This window comes from Ureibacillus aquaedulcis, from assembly GCF_030418165.1.
Taxonomy (GTDB): Bacteria; Bacillota; Bacilli; order Bacillales_A; family Planococcaceae; genus Ureibacillus; species Ureibacillus aquaedulcis.
Window position 1 is genome coordinate 282,362 of sequence record NZ_JAUHTQ010000002.1, and the last position, 18,634, is coordinate 300,995.

The following is an 18,634-nucleotide window of genomic DNA, read 5'->3' on the forward strand; positions in this document are numbered from 1 at the left end:
ACATTAAAGTTATTTAACTATATAATCAATAAGGTTCTACAATGGACAGGATTTTTTAAAGGAAAGAAGAGAAGAAGTAAAATGAGAGAGAAAATATGGACTAAAGATTTTATTTTTGTGTGTTTAAGCAATTTTTTTGTATCCCTAAACTTTTATATCCTTGCAACAGCCTTCCCCTTATATGTAAAAGACATATTAAACGGGAATGCCCAACAGATGGGATTGGCCATTACCATCTATTCTCTGGGAATCGTACTTATAAGGCCTTTCTCCGGACAATGGGTTGATCGCTTCGGAAATAAGAAGATGGCTTTGGTGGGTCTAGGCATTTTCCTGATCGCATCTATCAGTTACTTTGGGGCAATGGGAATCGTACTATTCTTGGTTATCCGCTTCATTCACGGCATGGGCTATGCACTTGCTTCAACAGCAACAAACACGATTGCATCCTCACTTATCCCTATTTCGAGACAAGGCGAGGGCGTTGGATATTTCAGTATGTTTATGAGCCTTGCAATGGTTATTGGACCCGCATTTGGGCTTTTTTTATGGCAAGATAAAAACATCACTGTATTACTGTTATCTGCATGTATTATTTCAATACTCTCCCTCCTGTTTGCCATTGCATTAAAAGCATCGCAACAAAAACAGAATACTGCTGAAATCGTTCGAACTACAAAGCCAACTAAAAAGAAAATGCATTTCAGTGATTTTATTGAACTAAAAGCTCTACCAATTGCATTACTGGCATTTTTACTTGCTTTTTCTTATAGCTCGTTATCTGGATTTTTGGCCTCTTTTACTGCCGAAATCAATCAAACTCAAGTGGCAAGTCTATTTTTTGTTGTGTTTGCCTTGATGATTGTCGTGTTTCGTCCAATCGTCGGTAAAGCATTTGATAAATATAAAGAACATTATTTATATTATCCTTCTATTTTACTGTTTGGCGTCGGTTTACTCACTTTAAGCCAATCACATTCCGGTAAGATGGTTTTGTTTTCCGCATTGCTTATGGGAATTGGATACGGAGCTTTATTTTCATGTTTCCAAGCACTGACTGTTAAGCTTTCCCCGATTCACAGAAGAGGAATTGCAACGGCCACTTTCCTATTGTTTTTTGATTTGGGCTATGGCGTAGGTTCCTACTTTATGGGACTCATCGCTTCCTTCATAAATTACAGCACGATGTATGCTATCGCAGGCATAATTACCTTTATGTCGGTTGTCTTATATTATTTGTTCCATCATCGACCACAAGCCAAGCAGTCCATCCAAAAGCAAGACCAGCACGCAATCTAATAATAGATGCAAAAAACGAAAGCCTATTACTTATGGTAATCTTTACAATAAGTAACAGGCTTTTTCTATCGTATACAATTAAGCAAGGTTTAAAACATGGTTAATATACAACACTAACACCATTATTTCACTTTTTCGAATGCTTCCTGCATGATATAGTAGGATTCTTTCAGTCGTTCACTGTATTCTGGCTCATTCCATGTGTCCCAGCTATAAGGAAGAAGAGACAATTGTCTATCACTCATACCTGGTATGCTTCCTGTGATTTCCCCATCATTTTCAAATACAACACCTATAGAAATATTCCGAACTTTTACAGACGCTGACATGCCATCATTTTGCAAATCACCGATAAATTCCCTTTGACTTGGATCTCTAGCTTGTAAAAGGAGCCATGGGATGCGCAACTCCAGTAGATCCTCCGCCCACATATAATCTGCAAGTGAATCATACTTTTCTGACTCAGGATTACCATTTCCTTCTCGAAGTTTCCCTGCCTCATATGTGCTAAGAGGGATAAGCTCTCCTGTATTTGGAATTTCAAGCTCACTGCTAAGCACATAGTTAATTTGACGAAACTTCCCACTGTTTTTGGTTGGAAGCGGCGGCGCCGGTTTCAACATGTTTAGACCCTGCTGTCCATACATAAAAGTAAATAGATCATAATAAGGATCTATCAAAATTCGGGAATCTGCTTCATTCCGGCTAACCGTTGCCATGAAATCAACACCGTTATTAAGCGCAAGATTTCCCCATTTCTCAATTTTAGTATTTCCTTGATCAGCCATTACATCAAAAAGGATATGGGGTGTATTCTCTTTTATTCCTTCGCCTTCTATTTTTAGATAGAGATATTTCTCATCAAAATCTACTGAAAGAGCTGTATCTTCTTCATATAGCGGTTCTGAATCCCAATCGTTTGCATCTCCGTCCACTTTAATCTTGAATCGGTCAAAACTTAGTAAACCAAATTGCTGTTCATTAGTCTGGGCGTTCGACCAATATGGACGGCGGTCCGGGTTATCATAGTCCAACGTATTCCACGTTCGCTTGAACCATTCATCTTGCCATGTAAAGATTAAGCCTCCCATCAAATTTTCCGCTAAAATATCCTCAAACAAGCTTTTCAGCGCCTCACCTTGGTCATTTTCACTCATAAACCCTTGATTCCAGCCATAAGGATTTTCATGAGTTAGCCCTCGTGAAGAAGGAATTCCAAATTCCGCTATTAGAACTGGTAGGCGGTGTGCTTCGTGCAGGGCAGACAAATAACCAGCGTAACTGTTTTTATTGCCTCTATGGTCCACATAATTTAATAATTTTTGATCGTAATTCAAGAAGTCCGGATAATATGGGTATGCGTGATAGGAAGCAAACTGCCCCGTTTTTTCTGCTTCTCCCTTTAGGTAAATGACGTTCGGATTAATACTGACCAGGTCCTCATCTCTATCCGGCTCGGACGGATGTTCAAGTAAATCCGTTGTTACCCAATTGGTAAAGCTGATTGGTCTGATCCAGCCATAACGATTGAATTCATAATTCAACATATAATCCATCTGCTCGGCCATCCAATGCTCGAATGGTGGGGCGTCTTTTGTATAAACAAATTCTCCGTTATAATCACTTATTCCTTGATGTTTTTCGTTTGTTCCCTGAACCATATGAGGATACCACTCAATACCAATAATCCAGCCTGCAATATACTCGGATACATCTGCATTATAAACTCCGGACGCGTGTCCAGCCCTTTCCTCCAAGGTTGCATTTCCATGTATAATATCCACAACTGATTGGATCTCGTGCTGGAAATCTTTTAGTGTCTCTTCATCATAAGCATCCAGGGTTTCTTCAAGTCCTTCCTCATTGATCCATGTTCCATGCAAGATATACAACTTTTGATCACTGGATTCATTAAACCGTTTCAACGCATTATAGAATCCAGGAGGATGAATGGTATAAACACGAATCATGTTTGCATTCATATCGGCTATGGATTCGAACCAACGATAGTATTCGTCTTCAGTAATCGCAGCTTCACCTGGAAAAGCACCTGGTTTACCCATTCCAAGGTTAATCCCTTTAATGGTAATCGGCTGCCACTTTCCTTCAATTTTTACCTCTATTTTATTTTCTTTGATCCTTGAGGTATATTGCAGTCCTTGCTCTTGCCCCTTTGTTGGCGCAGCTGAATCCATCGCTTCATAGCCATCCAGGAGTTTCTTCATCATTGGAAAGTATACGGACCAATAAAATGCTGTTTCATCATTCTGTTTAAGGAATTTATACACCGTCGGCAAGCTTTTTACCTGGTAGAAAGGCGGTAAATTGTTTACATCATTGTAATCTCCTGCAAAATAGTAGCTCTTTGATTGGTCGTGAGATTGTTCAACTACTGCAGCAAATTGTTCTGGTATACCCAGATTCTTTAGCTTCTCTTGCCCTTCGTTCGTCAAAGACCATTTATAGTTAGCCAATGCCACCGCCCCATTTGTCGGAGTCACAATATCAAACCAATAGCTATACTCTGGACTATCCATCAAATCAAATTTTTGCTGTCCCTGTTCTGTAAAAGCTAGCTGGATCCCTTCGTCTTTCACATGCTTGTTTAGTTCGAGTACTTCTACTTGGGAAGTCAAATCATTTACAAGCAAAAAACCTGCCCCCTTATACGACCAGTTTTCACCGTATTCCTCTTTCACCCACTGAGGAAGTTCAATGCTTGATAAGCTAAGGTCGGAGAAGTATCTTCCTATCCATCCATCCCAATTTAGGCCTAAATAATTGGTGACAGATTCCCTTACTTCGCTATAAGTAGGTGATGCAAAAGTATTATATTCAGCAATCAGAAGACTCTTTTCATCCGAGGATAGACGTTGGGCTATGGCGTTCCATTCTTCTTGTTCCAAACCGCCATAGATTTTTTCCGATCTTGTGCCCTGGACTTCATTCTCATTCAATAAATCATCTTCGTAAACGCCGTACGTATCAGCTAAATAAATTACATCGTAGTCGTTGTAATTGTCCGGTAAAGAGCCAACTGGTTGATCTTTTACTGGATTGTAACCATAGTAATCTTTGTTAAACTCATAGTCAGAATCATCTTTTTTGATTTTTTCATGATTTAACAGCCAGGTAATCCCCGAGTGTTCCCGATAATCATTTTGCGGGACTGTTTTATCAATAATTGCCACGGATAACTCATTACCATTATCAAGAAACCAAATAAGAACGGGTCCTACTAGAAGAAACAGGAATACACTTATTCCAATATAAATTTTTTTCATTGCTAGCTCGACTCCTTATCTGAGATGCCAATTCGTTTCATGCGTCCCCATTCGCTTTTGCGTCTCATAAAGCGATAGATACCTTCACATCTCCAAAATAGTGTCATTGGACGGTACCAGAAAAGTTCAGTCATAGATAAAGCAGCAATACGCATCATGTCACGCACCGGAGGATATCGTTTCATGCTCCACGCCTCCAGCAGGAGAGTCATTACTGATAAAATTGCACCATAGAAGATAAATAAAAGTAAAGCTAGAATTGCAAAGTCCGTGTGCACTTCACTAAATAGCAACGAAAATCCAATATAGATCAGCCCACCCAGTTCGATAACCGGACCGAGGCATTCAATTAGCCAAAAATAAGGAAAGGATATCATGCCGATTGCACCGTATTTCGGATTAAGCGTCATGGAACGGTGCTTCCACAAACTTTCAATCAGCCCTTGATGCCATCTTCTTCTCTGGCTTCTTAATACTTCGATTGACTGTGGAACTTCTGTCCAACAAACCGGTTCCGGAACAAATTCAATTCGCTTGTTTGCTTTTTCTTCCCTTATTTTCCGGTGAAGCTTGACCACTATTTCCATATCTTCACCAATTGTATTCACCGAGTATCCGCCAACTTTAATAGCCCATTCTTTCGAAAACACACTAAATGCACCGGAAATAATCAGCATGATATTTAAACGGCTGAAAGCAATTCTTCCCATCAGAAATGCACGCAAGTATTCAACAATTTGCATCACAACAAGCGGACGATCCGAGACCGACATTTTTACAATAGAGCCCATCGAAATATGTAAGCCATTGGCGATTCGTATATTTCCTCCGGCGGCTATTACTTTCCCATCCGATTGAACAATCGGTCTCATCACTCGCTGAAGAGCTGAGGGCTCCAAAAGCGAATCCCCGTCTATGGAACAAAAGTAAGGGTATCTTGTCACATTTATTCCTGCGTTTAAAGAATCTGCCTTCCCACCGTTTTCTTTGTTGATGAGCCATAAAGATGGATGTATTGTTGATTGATAGATGCTTTTTATGGGTTTGGTCGATATACTTTCTTTAAATATTTTTTCGACCTGTTTCATTTGAAAATAGCGAATTAGCTGCCCTTCCGTATCATCGGTAGAACCGTCATTAATCACAATAATCTCCTTATCCGGGTATTGAAGGGATAAAAGGGAATGGACACTATTAATAATTCCTAATTCTTCATTAAAAGCCGGAACTAAAATGGAGACCGGTTTTGTCTGGAACGAATCCATATATTCTTCTTCGATTCTCATTTTTTTTATTGAGTATTGCTTTCTTATGTGCCCGACGGCCAGGAATAGCATTGCGCCATAAACAAGAATAGCAAAAAAGACATATATAATAATGAATTTACCAAAAAACTGCATAAGAGCATCTATTATCCAGTCCATGATCCACTACCTTCTCTTTCCATTATTTCTCGCAAAATTCCAACTGCATATTGATCAGATGAGGATTCGATATATTTTTCGACCCAGAACCCAGCATCTCTATGTCGGGCAATTGTTCTTGCAGCCTGTTCCCTTACCTTCCACTCTCTGTCCTCCAGCAATTGAAAGAGTATATCTTTGACTCTATTAAAATTGGTATATTGTGCTAGCTTGGCAGCCATAAACTTTTCTTCCCAGCTTTGTGAATCAGCAAGTTTAAAACAAACTTCCTCATCACCAATACCCATTGTATACAGTGCTTTTGCACCGCGTATACGCACTTCACGATCATTGTCGTTTACCAGGCCTTTAAGGAAAGGGATATATTCAAACTCCCTTTTTATCGATAAAGTATCAATCAGGGCATATCTGCTATGCGATTCAAGGCCTGGAAATTGAGAGATCAAGGATGTTAAAGCATGCTTGGATAAATGATTAAACATTTTTCTGCATTCATATTCAGTTATACTCGACTCATATTTTAAGAAAAGCTCCCTGAAAGTTGTTTCATCATATTTGGAGTATATTGAAAGCAGTAAAAGAAGTTCTTCTTTTGTTTTTGTTTTCTTGTCAGCCCCATTACCTTCTTTGAGAATCTCGATATTTCCGTAATCCTCAATTCTCGCAAGTGCCTTTAATCTAGGACCCTTCCTTTTACTATTAAGTAATTTTTCATAGTGGTTTCCTAAATACTTTTTCGCTATGAGGTGAAGCTTTTGAGAAGTTGATTCACTGGTCACACTGTATACGTATATATAGGATAGCTCTTCATACCCTTCAATTTCTTCTTTTCGTAAAGGTATTGAAGACACTGGTAGTGGACCATCATTTAGAAAGTAGTCACGCCAGGATGACTCGGTCCTTTCCTTATAAAGTTCCTTGCGATTGTTAAACTTTGATTCTTGGTAGTGTTTCCTTAAAAGATGCAAGCCCAGCAAGATAAAACAACAAATATTTATAGCTATTAACCATAGCATCAACCAGATTGTATTAATCATCGCCATAACCTCTTGCAAGTTCGCTTGATTTGGGCTTCAAATAACCGAATGTTAAATGGTTTTATAAAAATACCATCCGCTCCTCTGTCAAATGATAGAATCATCTCTTCTTCCGATTTATTATTGGTCATCATAAAGACAAAAAATTTCTGCTGATTAGGCATTTGCCGGATTGTATTCAAAATATCTATACCGTTTCGTCTAGGTAAGACATCATTCATGATGACGATATGAGTATGGGCGGATTTGAGCCAATCGGATTCCAAAAAAGCCTGTCCATCTTCGAATAATTGAACCTTCAACTCGATACCCTTGACATGAATGGATTCAATTGTTGTTGCCAACACTCTCCGAAACATGGAGTTCTCCTCAACAATACTGACTTTTATTTCCTCTGTTTTCTGTTCTTCAAAATCATGAATTCGATGAAGTCCTTCTTCCTGAATAGCCCCTATCCCAAGTTTTAAGACTTGATGAAGTTCCACCGATTCATTTCGAATTTCTATAATACAGGAAGTCACTGGTGTATCAGGAATAGGCTTTCGTTCCTCAAGTCTATTTAGTAAAGCAGATGCTTCACTTGCCCCACTTTCTGTCAGCAACAGTCCTAAAGCATTTTGCTCATCAATATGAAATAGAATATCGGTTAGCCGAATCTGCTTTGCCAAAAATTGAACTAATGCTGTGCGAGACGAAGCATCGATTTCTACATGTAGTTTTAAGATTAAAATTGTGAAGGGTTGACGTGAACGACGAATTGATGCTTTACTTAGCTCAAAAAAAGGCCGTATTTCTTCCACGTTGAATAGAGACGCAGTTTTCACCACTGTGATCACCTTCCTTTCTCTTCTATCATTCATACTATAACATCAGCTCTTACAGAATGCTTAAATATTGGTAATCGTCTTTCTATGAATTTATAGATGAATGGAAATTTTTTTGCTTTAGTAATCTATCAAAATACACAAATAATCTTAAATATATTACTAATCAGTTATTAAGAATTAGCTTAGTGAAGAATTTATATGATTCTTCAAGTTACTTTCTAACTATGTTTTACAGTTCATTTTTCAGATTCATTCTCTCTGATATTCTTGTAAATCAACTATTAGGACCACTGAAACAACCTCATATCGCTTGTTCATTTAGTATTTGTTCTCCTTGCCAGTGTGATTCCATCAGTCACTCTTCTAGAATAGTAACTGTAGATTTTCAAAAACTAATTATCAAAGCATTACATATCTACTTACCCTTTTTTTTGGAATATATTTATAATAATTAAAATCATGTTTGCTTATTTGTAAGGCTTAATTTCTTAAAATATAAAAACTCGAATACGAAAATCGCATTCGAGCTTAGAATTTCTAAAATTTAATGAGATTGTTTTTATTTCTACTAAGGTTAACTCTGCAACACATTCTACTTGTGCGAAATAAATGTGGCAAAACGTAAGTATTGGTACGTTTAATTATATAGAACTTCTTTCCTATGTATTGGTTTTAGAATTTAGATAGTATAACTTATAACTATTAAAATTCTATTAATTTTCTAGTGAATTATAAAAAACCCCGATTCGTTTTGGAACAACCCGGTATATTATTGTTTCAAAACCGAAAATCGCTATTGTTATTTTAAAAAACTCACTTTTAAACCGAAATCTCTATTAATTATCAGTGAAAATTATTGGGTTACACTTCTAAAGTCAACTCATAAACACTCTACATGTGTCGATCACTAGTCGCTACTTCAGTTAAACATTAGAAAACGATATACATGTAAAGATACTTGTTTACCCGTCACCTTAATTTAGAAGCAAAAAAATTTGTAAATATTGACTGCAGCTGTCTCGCTTATTTCCATTTAAATATTATATATAGGATTTAGAACGATATAAAAACCAGGATTTAAACTCTTATACAGCATTAGCACTGGGAGTATCATTAACTACTAAATAGGCAAAAAAGCCCTCGTTCACATAGTCCGAGGGCTTTAAATGATTCCTTATGAATAATGAATTATCCTAATATTTCCCTTTAACACGAACCTTAATTATTCGTATATTTAAGATATTTATTTGGACTTTTAAACCAAGGTTTCATTGTATACTTCGCACCAGGTGGTTCATCCTTGAAGTTTTCATTCTTCACCTTATTTTCATAGCTACGAATCGGGGTCTCCCATAGAGCGCATTGAATATCTAATACCGCTGGAACATCAGAATCCAGCGCTCTCTCAAGTGCTTGAGGCAAATCCTCTAGATTATTTACTGTTATTCCAATACAACCAAATCCCTTAGCAACAGTAGCAAAGTCAATATTCGGAACATCAGATGACATAAAACGGCTTCCATAATGCATTTTTTGAATATATTTTACCCAACCTAAAGAACCATTATTTAAAATTATATGTGTTGCCTTTAAGTTAAGATGACTTAAAGTTGCTAATTCACTAATACCAAAACAAAAACTTGCATCCCCATTTACCGTGATTATCCGAGAACCAGGTTCCCTTATGCATGATGCTCCAATCGAAGCTGGAAGTGCATATCCCATACTACCAAGTCCTCGGGCAAATAGAAATTTCCTACCTGGTTCTTTACATGGAAGATACGTGGAAATCCATCCTGCTGAAAAAGAGGCATCAGATATGACGATATCTTTAGGCTGAATTAATTTGGCCAATTCTGTCATAACAGCTTGAGGTTTAATCACACCCTCTTCAGTAGATAATACATTCTGTTTCGTTTCTTTTTCCTTTTCTATAATTTCCTTAATTTGTTTTAACCACGCATTTCTTTCGGGTTGAGTTGGAAGAAATTCAGTTAATGCTTCAAGCGTTGCAGTTGCATCTCCTTGAAGGCTTTTTGTAGGACGGAAGGTCCTTCCTAGCTGACATGAATCAATATCGATATGAATCGTAACTTGCTCTTTACTTGGAATGGACCAATTTAATGTTGTATTTTGAGAACATTTTGTTCCAACCATAATGACACAGTCTGCACTACGAGTAATATCTTCTGCTGAAGCAGGACCTAACGGACAAAGTACGCCTGCACTTAAAGGATCTTCATCGGAAAAGGCTCCTTTTCCCGTTAAACTTGTTACTACGGAGGCATTTATTTTATGGGCGAACTCAGCAAGGGCAACTTCGGCTTTTGATAACATAACTCCTCCCCCCGCAATAATAACTGGCTTCTCGCTCGCTGTAATTAACTCAACAGCCTCCTCCAACTCTTTCCCAGCAGGTCGTATTCGATGAGGTGGCACGGACTGATAGTTAGAATCTACCGCCAATGCCTCATCCCCTCCCTCCCAAGGAGAATCAATGATATCTTGTGGGATAATAATAGCAACAGGTCCAGGGCGATTGGATGTAGCTGTACGGAAAGCAGATCTTATTAAATGTGGAAGAGCAACTTGTGTTGGAACAGTGTAAACCGCTTTGGTGACTGGTTTTAGATAACCTGCTTGATCAATCCCCTGAGAGACGACCCCTAATTCTTTTAAAGCTTCTAAATCCCTTGGGGCATCCCCAACAATGGCGACAAGAGGAATACTATTATTCAAAGCTTCACCCAATGCATCTAAAAACTTGGTCGATCCAGGCCCCGCAAATGCATCACAAACTCCTACTTTACCAGTAAGTCGTGCATATGCATCTGCTGCAAAACCCGCACTTCGTTCATCTCTTACAAGAATATGACGAAGCTCGGGTCCAAGAGCTTGAATTCCATCGTATAATGAGTAATTTTGTAAACCTGGCATTCCAAAAATAAATTCTACTCCAAAATCCTTTAACATTTTTGCTACTGCATGACCTGTGTGTTTCATTTAAAAAATCTCCTCTCTCTTTCTGAATACGAAAAGACCAACCTTAATACAAATTAAACACATAACTAGCTATGAGTTTAAGTGCATTAAGATTGGTCTCTCTTAGTCTCTGACCGACTCTTAATAATATTTAGAATTTTCAGTATTAATAGTATAATCTAATAATATACTTCAACCATCAGATTGTCAATTGATTTTTAATTGTTCATCCCATGCTTCTATTTTTAAATCTATATTTTGTTTCATAGCAATATTTGGATATACGGAATCATGAATCAGTTCATTTAAATCATCTTCGTAACCTTGTTTAGTTTGAGAACTCCAATTAAATACATCTCCCATGTAAGCGATTACGGCATCCTTATATTTCCTAACAAACTCAATATCAAACAACAAATAACCGGTGCGCCTAATAAAAAAGTCTGTCGGTTTCACAACCATCTCCTCTTCTATGCCATATTGAAGCATTGCTTTTAAAAAGATTGGAAATTTATATCCGCTTGAATGATCAGCATGGTCCTCCATTTTGCTAAATAGCTTATCAATATTGGATCCATACCGATTCACAAGCATAGCTGCCTGTTTTTCAGCAAGTCCTAGTTCTATTCCTTTCTTTATCATTTCAATCTTAAATTCAGAAAAACCTTTTGACCCACCTACAACACCGCCCGAAATAGGAAGTTTTTTTGTTATGCAAGCTTGATAAGAAGCGTTCGGATTGATCTCTTTTAATTTAAATATCACGTCATTGACTGCCAATTCGGCCATTTTACGATATCCGGTTAATTTCCCCCCCGCAATAGTAATTAAACCAGAATCGGAATGCCAAATTTCATCTTTCCTGGAAATTTCAGACATCCCTTTTGCCTCTTCATAGATTAATGGACGGATTCCTACCCAGCTCGACTCAATATGCTCGTTTACTAAATTAATGCTTGGGAACATTTCGTTCATTGCATTTAAGATATATTCAATATCCTCTTTTGTCATTTTAGGGTTCTCTAAAGCTGCTTCATATTTTGTATCTGTCGTGCCAATATAGGTTTTGCCATCCCTTGGAATTGCTAATAGCATCCTTCCATCAGGAGTGTCAAAATAAATAGATTGCTTTAAAGGGAAATGTTTATGGTCAATAACAAGATGAACCCCTTTTGTATGTTGTATTTTTTTTCCTTTTTTGGATTGATCTTTTTCTCGTAAAAGGTCAACCCAAGGTCCGCATGCATTCACAACCACATCTCCAAAAACTTTATATTTCTTTCCACTAATTTGATTGATGATTTGAACACCCACTATTTTCCCATTCTCATAAATGAAACTGTCTACTTTGGTATAATTTAAGGCTGTAGCTCCGTAATGGGTTGCTTGTTTGATAACTTCCATAGTTAGCCTCGCATCGTCCGTTCTATATTCAACATAATCACCAGCCCCGACTAATCCCTTATCCTTCAGAAGTGGTTCTCTTTCTAAAGTCTCTTTTTCGTTTAGCATTTTCTTCCTTTCACTTCCAACTACTCCTGCAAGATAATCATAGAGCCGCAACCCTATTGAAGTCATAAATTTCCCATAAGTAGCGCCCTTATATATCGGCAGAATCATTCTTTCGGGAATCGTAACATGTGGTCCGTTTTCATAGACAATTTTACGTTCTTTCCCTACCTCGGATACCATTTTCACTTCAAATTGTTTTAAATATCGTAATCCTCCATGAATCAGCTTCGAAGACCTACTAGAAGTGCCCGAAGCAAAGTCCTGCATTTCAAATACAACTGTTCTAAGACCACGAGTTGCCGCGTCTAATGCAATTCCACATCCTGTAATTCCACCACCTATTACAATGAGGTCAAATTTCTGATTACATATCTCTTGTAAAATTTCTTCCCTATAAAATGCTGAAAATGGATGACCCATATCGTTCACTCCTTATAAAATAGAAAAGACTGCAACAAATGGTGAGATTAAATAGCTTAATCCACGATTTGTTGCGGTCTCTCTTCGTCTCTGACACGCAATTTATATCTATTTATTTTTATGGATAAAAGTTGGAGTTAATACGCATATTGCTGTTTAAAATCATATTCCCATAACTTCTTCTCACTTGTTGCTACAGCTGTAGCCCCTGCATCAAGAACACTTATCGCCTGTGAGCATTCATTAATAAGTCCCCCTACGATTAAAGGACATTTTAGATTTGACGTAATCTTTTCAACCACTGTTGGCATCAATCCTGGCATAACGACCATAAAATCTGGTTTACACTTTTCTACAAGATTTAAACCAGTGGTAATCGAGTGATTATCAAGCAGAAACATTTGTTGTGCTGCTAATATTCCAAAAGATTTAATATTACGGATTAAGGATGTCCTAGTCGTTGAAATTGCATCCATCTTGGCATTCTCAACCAACCATTGTAATCCATGAACATCTTTGCTGATCCCATCTATCAAGTCAAAATGAAGGATTACATACTTTCCATGTTTTTTGGCTTCAGTCGTTACATCTACTATGGTTGATAAATTCCCGGTTTGTAGAAAAATAAATTCGTTTGGAGTATTCAAGGCAAGTGGCAAGTCATCTAAATCCCTTATAGATTTTACAATACAGCATTCCCTTAATGAACGAAGTGTCTTTTCCTTCATCTATTAGCCTCCTAAATTGAACTCTATAATCCAACTGCGTTTACTGCTGTCTCCTCCTCTTCTACCTCTAACTTCTTCGTCCATCCTTTGGTTAAATTAACAGCGGCTTTCCAGCCTTGATAATGCTTTCTTTGTTTTTCTTTCGACATCGAAGGCTTGAAAACCTTTTCAATCTTCCAATTTTTCTCGATTTCATCTGTATCCTTCCAATATCCAACTCCTAGTCCAGCTAAATATGCAGCTCCTAATGCAGTCATTTCGGTAACTGTAGGACGTACAACAGGGATTCCTAGTATATCGGCCTGGAATTGACACAAGAGATTATTCTTCACAGCTCCCCCATCAATTCTAAGCTCGGGTATCGCTACTTCCTTATTCTCTAAAACACAATTCAGTATATCCTTTGTTTGGAAGGCCATTGCCTCAATACCTGCACGGATTAAGTGCTGATGAGTGGTTCCCGCAGTAATTCCTACAATGATTCCTCTGGCATACATATCCCAATCAGGGGCAGAGAGTCCTGAAAATGCTGGTACTAGATACACGCCTCCTGTATCTTCAATCTGATCAGCATACCATTCACTGTCGCTTGAACCATGAATCATTTTCGCTCCATCACGTAGCCACTGAATAGTAGAACCGCACGAAAATACGACGCCTTCCAATGCATATGTTATTTTATTATCCAAACCCCATGCAATGGTTGTAGTTAGACCATCTAAATAATAGGGAGTTTGCCCGGTATTCATGACAAATACTCCAGCAGTACCAAATGTCTTTTTGGCCATCCCCGGTTTAAAACAAGCCTGACCGAATAATGCCGCTTGCTGATCGCCTGCATTCCCACGAATAGGTATACTTGCACCTAAGATGGAGCTGTCAGTAACTCCAAAATCACCATTAGAATGTTTTACTTCCGGCAACAGATTCATCGGAATAGTAAATTCATGACATAATTCCATATCCCATTCTAATGTCAAAATATTAAATAGCATGGTTCTGGCAGCATTTGAATAATCGGTAGTATGGGAATTTCCCTTCGTTAAATTCCAAATCAGCCATGTATCAATCGTGCCAAACAATAGGTCACCTTTATTAGCACGATCTCTTGCATTTGGAACATTGTCCAAAATCCAAGCTATTTTTGATGCAGAAAAATATGGATCATTAATTAGGCCCGTTTTTTGACGAATAACATCATTTAGTCCCTTTTCCGTCCATTTTTCTATATAGGACGCTGATTGACGTGATGACCAAACAATCGCATTATAAACAGGCTTTCCAGTTTGTTTTTCCCATATCACGGTAGTTTCTCTCTGGTTTGTAATACCGATCGAGACAATTTCGTTAATTGAAACTCCGCTATTATCAATTGCACCTTGAATAGTTTCGAGTTGACATTTCAAAATTTCCATTGGATCATGCTCAATCCAGCCTGGATTAGGATATATCTGTTTAAATTCCTTTGCGCTTACCCCAACAATTTCACTATTTTTATTGAATATAATTGTACGGACTCCTGTAGTACCTGCATCCAACGCCATAACAAACCCTTTTTCCATCAAAATTCCTCCTTATTAAATGGTGAATTTTTTTGAACAACTCACAATATCAACCTATCAGACATCTATCTAACTCAATTATCTAAAAGAACAACATCTAATTTACAGATTTAGGTGCTTCGGGTACCTTCATTAGATTTTTAACTTCTTTATTTCTTAAACCCTGAACTATGCTATAAGCAATTGCTATTGTAATAATCAAGATTGGTAGAACATTTGTTTCTCCTGATATGCCTGCTAATGGGAAAATTGTTATAAAAAGAAATGACCCTATCATAATTCCCATTGCAGGAGGATCTACGTGACTATCTCCATATACGTGGAAGACTTTAGCTAATGCATCAGATAAAAATGCTGCAATAATTGCCCCAACAATCCCCCAATATATATTTCCGCCACTAGCAGCAACTGCATAGGCAGAAACAAGTGTAATGTGGTGCGTTACAGGGATATTAATTCCAAATTGTAAAAACAGTAATGAGGTTGCCGATATCCCAAATCCAAATAACACTGCTACTGATTCAGTAGCAGGATTTTGAAGTAATAGTTGCGTAACATATGCAGACAATCCACCCGCTACAATCGCTACAAATACTTTTTCAGCGGGAGTTTTCATAAAAGCTAACCAAACTCCTTCAGAATGGAAACTAAATCTGCCGCCTGCATTCTCTGTTTCTTTCGACACAGTCCCAAATAACCCTCTTAAACTTAGATTTGCATCAAATAAAAATTTACTTAATAGAGCCATGATGAAAACTGTTAAAGCTACTGTATCAAGTGCATTTCCCGCAAAGCTCGCTATTCCTGAGTTAACAAGGTAACCAAGAGTTCCGAACAGTCCCCCCACCATAATGATATTTAGATTTTTTAGACTAAGTAAACCTGTTGAAATATCTTTACCAGATTCTAAATAACCCATCTTTTTTGCAAATGCTGCTGCAGCAACACCACCTACAAATGAAATATGGGGTCCAAATACGACACCGAATGCAACAGAGCCAATAAAATCAAACTGTCCTCCTGACATTGCCAACATCATTCCAAGCAGCAAAGTCACCCCACATAAGACAAATGAAGCTAGACCACCTATCATTGCTCCAAATGCTCCACCGCAAAATGTTAAAAAAAGCATCAACAGTACATCCATTCTATACTCCCCCTAAGAAATAGTTATTTCTTCCCCAACCCTTAAAGCGCTTACATTTTTAGTGTACAGATAATAGCTAATCTAAAGAGTCGCTGCTGCATTTATAGGAATCAGAATTACTAGTAAAATAAACAAAAAAAACTTTTATATCTACCCCCTCCTAAAAGAAAAACCCGCCCAAACAACACCCCATGACAGACCATCCTTATGATCTGCATGAAATGAATGTTGGACGGGTTTCTCTTAATCTCTAACCCATTTCATTCAATTTTTAACTTGTTATATTAATAATATCAGCTTCTAAAATAGATGTAAATAATTTTTTAAAAATTCAAAAAATAATATCAAATTACTAATAATTAGAATCAGTGAAGTGTGTTAGGACCTGCTTTCTATCCTTTATTCCATGATAGTAAAAAACCAATACCTACAATAATCTTATTTATACAATATGGTCGCAATTAACCTGTAAAGACTACAGTGTTTCTTTCTATTAGGGTTAAAAAAATTATTAAACGGTTGAAATTTTAATTAGAAATTAATTAATTGTAGTGTAGAGTGGCGACTCTGCGCGATATGAGTGTCGCTCAATACCCCGCAGGAGCATAGACTTGGGGGACTTGTCCAACGTATCAAAAGCATCCACTGACACGAAAATCAACTTACTTATTTCAAATTAAATAATAGTGTCTAGAAAAAAAGACTGTAGTAAAACTCAATATTTCGAGTTTTAACCTACAGTCTGAGTGGAATAAACTAAACGTACTCGAGCTTTGGTTCAATATTCTATTTTGTTGTATCTTCCAAAGTCAACTCTGCAACACATTCAACGTGGACCGTATGAGGGAATAAATCGACTGGCTGCACAATTTTTAAGACATAGCCGAATTGTTCCAACTCTTTGATGTCTGTTGCGAACGTATCTGGATTACATGATACATAGACAATGCGTTCTGGTTTTGAACGACCGATTTTTCTCATTACTTTTCCGCCTGCACCTGAACGAGGAGGATCAAGAAGCAGCAGGTTTGGTGTACCGAAAGTTTCCAGAACCTCGTCGATTCCGTTTCTTGCGTCTTTTGCTAAGAAATAGGTATTGTCAATGCCGTTATCGGCTGCGTTGCGCTTAGCCGATTCAATCGAAGATTCGACGATTTCAATACCAGCAAGTTCACCCACTCTGCTTGCAAATGGTAATGAGAAAGTCCCTACTCCACAGAAAAGGTCAATCATTTTATCAGATTTCTTTGGTTGGCCCATTTCTACAGCTAGATCAACCAACTTTTGAGCTTGCACCGGGTTGGTTTGGAAGAATGTATCAAACCACAGGCGGAATCGGTAACCATCCATTTCATCATAGATAAAGTCCCGTCCAGCCAACGTATGGCTTTTTTCCGATTGCGTTCGGTCTGCCCAATCTGTATTTTCAAGCCACATCAAGCTTTTTACTTGCGGGAACTTTACAGTAATACGGTTAGTTAAATCATTTGCCGCAGCTTTTAAGTTTGCTTCCGGAGCTTCGGTAGCAAAGAGTGCCAACATGATTTCACCTGTAGCAAAAGATTGTCTTACCATTAAATGTCGCAGTAAGCCTTCATGTGCATCCTTGTTATAACCAGGCAATTGATGTGTTTTTACCCAATCCGCTACTTCCATGGCTGCTTGAACCATTTCTTTCCCAGCGATTAAGCAAGATTCCAGTGAAATGATTTTTCTGAAATTCCCTTGCTCATGTAAACCTAATGAACCATCCGGAGCAAATGTAAACTCCATTTTATTGCGATAGTGCCATTGATTGTCCATGCCAATTGTATCTTTTACTAAGTTCGGATCAAAACCTTGTTCCTCGATTGCCTGTTTTACGTGGTTTGTCTTATGTTTTAATTGACCTTGGTAATCCCAGTGCTGCCATACACATCCCCCACAAAGATCAAAATGCGGACATGGCGGCGCAATGCGCTCTGGATTCGTCTCCAAGATTTCATCCAGTAAAGCTTTTCTTCTTCTTCGTTCCGGCTTATCAACCGTTACTCTTACTTTTTCGCCTGGTAAAACCTGTGGAATTGTTAAACGAAGCTTTTTAGGATTTCCTAGTTCATTTTCGCGCCAGATGATCGCTCGACCAGAACCTTTTTCATCTAATTTACTAATATCAACAACTAATGATTCTCCTGTAGTAATTGTCAAATCATTTTCCTCCTTTTGAAACATTCTTATCTCAAGAAATTATAATTTTTTGGATTAACAAGATGGCTACCTAATTTACACACATTATAATAGTATATAGGAGAATGCACCAAAAGAGAAAGTATATATTTTATGTAGATATTAACAAGATATGTTGATTGGATTCTACTACTGATTTGGATCCAGCGATGATTCTAATAAAGTGTGGGAATATGGAGAAGATTG

11 protein-coding genes are annotated in these 18,634 nt (G+C 37.7%); 1 reads left to right on the forward strand and 10 read right to left on the reverse strand.

All coding sequences use genetic code 11. From position 1 onward, the window contains the following. Positions 1–81: 81 nt before the first annotated feature. The gene (locus QYB95_RS03980) at positions 82–1,299 is read left to right on the forward strand and encodes an MFS transporter (RefSeq protein WP_301136839.1); all 1,218 of its coding nucleotides are present in this window, start codon (positions 82–84) and stop codon (positions 1,297–1,299) included. 122 nt (positions 1,300–1,421) lie between these two features. On the opposite strand, the gene QYB95_RS03985 is transcribed toward QYB95_RS03980, so the two are convergent. The 10 genes from QYB95_RS03985 to rlmD form a co-directional block, all read right to left on the reverse strand. Further along, positions 1,422–4,583, reverse strand: a complete 3,162-nt coding sequence (locus tag QYB95_RS03985) for a hypothetical protein (protein ID WP_301136840.1) — start codon at positions 4,581–4,583, stop codon at positions 1,422–1,424. Between the two features lie 2 nt (positions 4,584–4,585). Beyond that, positions 4,586–6,007 (reverse strand): glycosyltransferase family 2 protein, encoded by a 1,422-nt coding sequence (locus QYB95_RS03990; protein ID WP_301136841.1) that lies wholly within the window; start codon positions 6,005–6,007, stop codon positions 4,586–4,588. Continuing rightward, positions 5,995–7,044 carry a hypothetical protein gene (locus QYB95_RS03995; protein ID WP_301136842.1) on the reverse strand — a complete coding sequence of 350 codons (1,050 nt, stop codon included), beginning with the start codon at positions 7,042–7,044 and terminating at the stop codon, positions 5,995–5,997. Before QYB95_RS03995 ends, QYB95_RS03990 begins: the two co-directional genes overlap by 13 nt. Next, entirely contained in the window at positions 7,041–7,871 is an 831-nt protein-coding gene (locus QYB95_RS04000; protein ID WP_301136843.1) for a response regulator, read from the reverse strand. Before QYB95_RS04000 ends, QYB95_RS03995 begins: the two co-directional genes overlap by 4 nt. Before the next feature lie 1,218 nt (positions 7,872–9,089). Then, positions 9,090–10,874, reverse strand: coding sequence for a thiamine pyrophosphate-binding protein (locus QYB95_RS04005; RefSeq protein ID WP_301136844.1), 1,785 nt, complete (start codon positions 10,872–10,874; stop codon positions 9,090–9,092). A gap of 186 nt (positions 10,875–11,060) precedes the next feature. Continuing rightward, positions 11,061–12,785 carry a glycerol-3-phosphate dehydrogenase/oxidase gene (locus QYB95_RS04010; protein ID WP_301136845.1) on the reverse strand — a complete coding sequence of 575 codons (1,725 nt, stop codon included), beginning with the start codon at positions 12,783–12,785 and terminating at the stop codon, positions 11,061–11,063. A 137-nt stretch (positions 12,786–12,922) separates the two neighbouring features. Beyond that, the gene (locus tag QYB95_RS04015; protein ID WP_301136846.1) at positions 12,923–13,513 is read right to left on the reverse strand and encodes a glycerol-3-phosphate responsive antiterminator; all 591 of its coding nucleotides are present in this window, start codon (positions 13,511–13,513) and stop codon (positions 12,923–12,925) included. Between the two features lie 23 nt (positions 13,514–13,536). After that, positions 13,537–15,075, reverse strand: coding sequence for a glycerol kinase GlpK (gene glpK / locus QYB95_RS04020; RefSeq protein WP_301136847.1), 1,539 nt, complete (start codon positions 15,073–15,075; stop codon positions 13,537–13,539). Positions 15,076–15,172: 97 nt separating this feature from the next. Then, positions 15,173–16,222 (reverse strand): DUF7973 family transport facilitator, encoded by a 1,050-nt coding sequence (locus QYB95_RS04025; RefSeq protein WP_301136848.1) that lies wholly within the window; start codon positions 16,220–16,222, stop codon positions 15,173–15,175. Positions 16,223–17,008: 786 nt separating this feature from the next. Continuing rightward, positions 17,009–18,409: a 23S rRNA (uracil(1939)-C(5))-methyltransferase RlmD gene (rlmD, locus tag QYB95_RS04030; RefSeq protein ID WP_301136849.1), complete on the reverse strand. Its 1,401-nt coding sequence runs from the start codon at positions 18,407–18,409 to the stop codon at positions 17,009–17,011. Positions 18,410–18,634 lie beyond the last annotated feature (225 nt).